At 56.5% G+C, this 3,589-nt stretch carries 2 rRNA genes; both read right to left on the reverse strand.

Going from position 1 to position 3,589, the window contains the following annotated elements:
- Positions 1–8 precede the first annotated feature (8 nt).
- Positions 9–123, reverse strand: a 5S ribosomal RNA gene (rrf, locus tag A5752_RS02125).
- Positions 124–230: 107 nt separating this feature from the next.
- Positions 231–3,358: ribosomal RNA gene (locus A5752_RS02130) — 23S ribosomal RNA — on the reverse strand.
- Between the last annotated feature and the right edge of the window lie 231 nt (positions 3,359–3,589).

Below are 3,589 nucleotides of genomic sequence, written 5' to 3' on the forward strand. Positions count from 1 at the left end.
TAATTTGTGTTCGGCGGTGTCCTACTTTTCCGCCCGTGTGGGGCAGTATCATTGGCGCTGGCAGGCTTAGCTTCCGGGTTCGGGATGGGTCCGGGCGTTTCCCTGCCGCTATTGACCGCCGTAACTCTATTCACTTTTTACAGTGTCCCCCGGTGTGTGGGGGTGGGTGTGTTTTGGTGGTGGGGTGTGTTGCGTGTGGTTGATACGCGTGGATGGGTGTGGTTGCGAGTGTGTGTAAGTTTTCGGCCGGTTAGTGCCAGTTCCCTGAACCCATTGCTGGGCGTGTAGGTCTGGTCTATCGATCCCGTGGTCTGCGGGGGGCCTTATCCCACTGAAATGGGTGAGAAGCCTGGTCTTGGAGGGGGTTTCCCGCTTAGATGCTTTCAGCGGTTATCCTGTCCGAACGTGGCTATCCAGCGGTGCCCCTGGTGGGACAACTGGTGTACCAGAGGTTCGTCCGTCCCGGTCCTCTCGTACTAGGGACAGGTTTCCTCAAGCTTCTGACGCGCGCGGCGGATAGAGACCGAACTGTCTCACGACGTTCTAAACCCAGCTCGCGTGCCGCTTTAATGGGCGAACAGCCCAACCCTTGGGACCTGCTCCAGCCCCAGGATGCGACGAGCCGACATCGAGGTGCCAAACCATCCCGTCGATATGGACTCTTGGGGAAGATCAGCCTGTTATCCCCGGGGTACCTTTTATCCGTTGAGCGACACCCCTTCCACTCGGGGGTGCCGGATCACTAGTCCCGACTTTCGTCCCTGCTTGACGTGTAGGTCTCGCAGTCAAGCTCCCTTGTGCACTTACACTCAACACCTGATTGCCGTCCAGGTTGAGGGAACCTTTGGGCGCCTCCGTTACTTTTTAGGAGGCAACCGCCCCAGTTAAACTACCCGCCAGGCACTGTCCCTGAACCGGATAGACGGTTCGAGGTTAGAGGCCCAATACGATCAGAGTGGTATTTCAACAACGACTCCACAATCACTGGCGTGACTGCTTCATAGTCTCCCACCTATCCTACACAAACCGTATCGAGCACCAATACCAAGTTGTAGTGAAGGTCCCGGGGTCTTTTCGTCCTGCCGCGCGTAACGAGCATCTTTACTCGTAATGCAATTTCGCCGAGTCTATGGTTGAGACAGCTGAGAAGTCGTTACGCCATTCGTGCAGGTCGGAACTTACCCGACAAGGAATTTCGCTACCTTAGGATGGTTATAGTTACCACCGCCGTTTACTGGGGCTTAAATTCTCCGCTTCACCCTTGCGGGTTAACGGGTCCTCTTAACCTTCCAGCACCGGGCAGGCGTCAGTCCGTATACATCGTCTTGCGACTTCGCACGGACCTGTGTTTTTAGTAAACAGTCGCTTCTCACTGGTTTGTGCCACCCCCTCCCGCTGCCGGCCGCAAGGGCCTTGACGGTGTGGGGGTCCCCCTTCTCCCGAAGTTACGGGGGCATTTTGCCGAGTTCCTTAACCATAGTTCACTCGTACGCCTCGGTATTCTCTACCTGACCACCTGTGTTGGTTTGGGGTACGGGCCGTGTATGCGCTCGCTAGAGGCTTTTCTCGACAGCATAGGATCACCGAATTCGCCTCACTCGGCTATGCATCACCTCTCAGGAACATGAACGACGGATTTGCCTATCGCTCTCCCTACAGGTTTGCCCCAGTATTACCACTGACTGGTACGGCTACCTTCCTGCGTCACCCCATCGCTTGACTACTACCCACACGGGTCCCACGCAGCCCCACACCGCCATCACCCGAAGGATCAGGTCGGCGCGGTTTTGGGTGGTTAGCAGTATGGATTCGTCAGGGACGCTCATACACGGGTACGGGAATATCAACCCGTTGTCCATCGACTACGCCTGTCGGCCTCGCCTTAGGTCCCGACTCACCCTGGGCGGACTGGCCTGGCCCAGGAACCCTTGGTCTTCCGGCGGGCAAGGTTCTCACTTGCCTTATCGCTACTCATGCCTGCATTCTCACTCCCACACCCTCCACCACTGAATCACTTCGTGGCTTCACCGGATGCAGGACGCTCCCCTACCCAACAACACCAAAAGATGTTGCTGCCGCGGCTTCGGCGGTGTGCTTGAGCCCCGCTACATTATCGGCGCGCAATCACTTGACCAGTGAGCTATTACGCACTCTTTCAAGGGTGGCTGCTTCTAAGCCAACCTCCTGGTTGTCTTCGCGACTGCACATCCTTTTCCACTTAGCACACGCTTAGGGGCCTTAGCCGGCGATCTGGGCTGTTTCCCTCTCGACGCACGGAGCTTATCCCCCGCCGTCTCACTGCCGCACTACACCTTGCCGGCATTCGGAGTTTGGCTGACGTCAGTAACCTAGTAGGGCCCATCGGCCATCCAGTAGCTCTACCTCCAGCAAGAACCATGCGACGCTGCACCTAAATGCATTTCGGGGAGAACCAGCTATCACGGAGTTTGATTGGCCTTTCACCCCTACCCACAGCTCATCCCCTCAGTCTTCAACCTAAGTGGGTTCGGGCCTCCACGCGGTCTTACCCGCGCTTCACCCTGGCCATGGGTAGATCACTCCGCTTCGGGTCCAGAACACACCACTACACCACACACTCTTGTGTGGATACGCCCTATTCAGACTCGCTTTCGCTGCGGCTACCCCACACGGGTTAACCTCGCGACATGTCCCTGACTCGCAGGCTCATTCTTCAAAAGGCACGCCATCACCCCACGATAAATCGAGGGCTTTGACGGATTGTAGGCACACGGTTTCAGGTACTCTTTCACTCCCCTCCCGGGGTACTTTTCACCATTCCCTCACGGTACTGATCCGCTATCGGTCACTGAGAAGTATTCAGGCTTACCGGGTGGTCCCGGCAGATTCACAGCAGATTCCACGGGCCCGCTGCTACTCGGGGAAAACATTCCACAGAAGCCGCCAAGTTTTCGGTTACAGGACTCTCACCCTCTACGGCAGACCATCCCAGGCCACTTCACCTAACCCAACGGTTTATCACTTCTGCCCCTGACGGCGGTCAGGAGAAGGAACGCCCCACAACACCGCACACACAACCCCCGCCGGGTATCACATGCACACGGTTTAGCCATCCTCCGCTTTCGCTCGCCACTACTCACGGAATCACAATTGTTTTCTCTTCCTACGGGTACTGAGATGTTTCACTTCCCCGCGTTCCCCCCAGACGCCTATATATTCAGCGCCTGGTGACACGACATCACTCGTGCCGGGTTTCCCCATTCGGACATCCTCGGATCCACGCTCGGTTGACAACTCCCCGAGGCATATCGCAGCCTCCCACGTCCTTCATCGGCTCTCAGTGCCAAGGCATCCACCATGCGCCCTTAAACACTTACACACAAAACAGATCAAAATTCTCGGAAGAATATTGCATTAAACACCGCAACAAATCACCCACCCACCCAACAGGTGAGCAAGCCATTCATCGCGAGATGCTCGCAACCACTATCCACAAATCAAACACCACACCCCACCACCAAAGCAGGGCGACAACACGTCCTCCCACCACACACAGTGGCCAGGGAACAAACGGGCTTGTTGTCTCAAAGCCCAATAGTGTGTCTGGCAA

It is taken from the genome of Mycobacterium sp. 852002-51961_SCH5331710, from assembly GCF_001665535.1.
In the GTDB taxonomy this organism is placed as follows: Bacteria; Actinomycetota; Actinomycetes; order Mycobacteriales; family Mycobacteriaceae; genus Mycobacterium.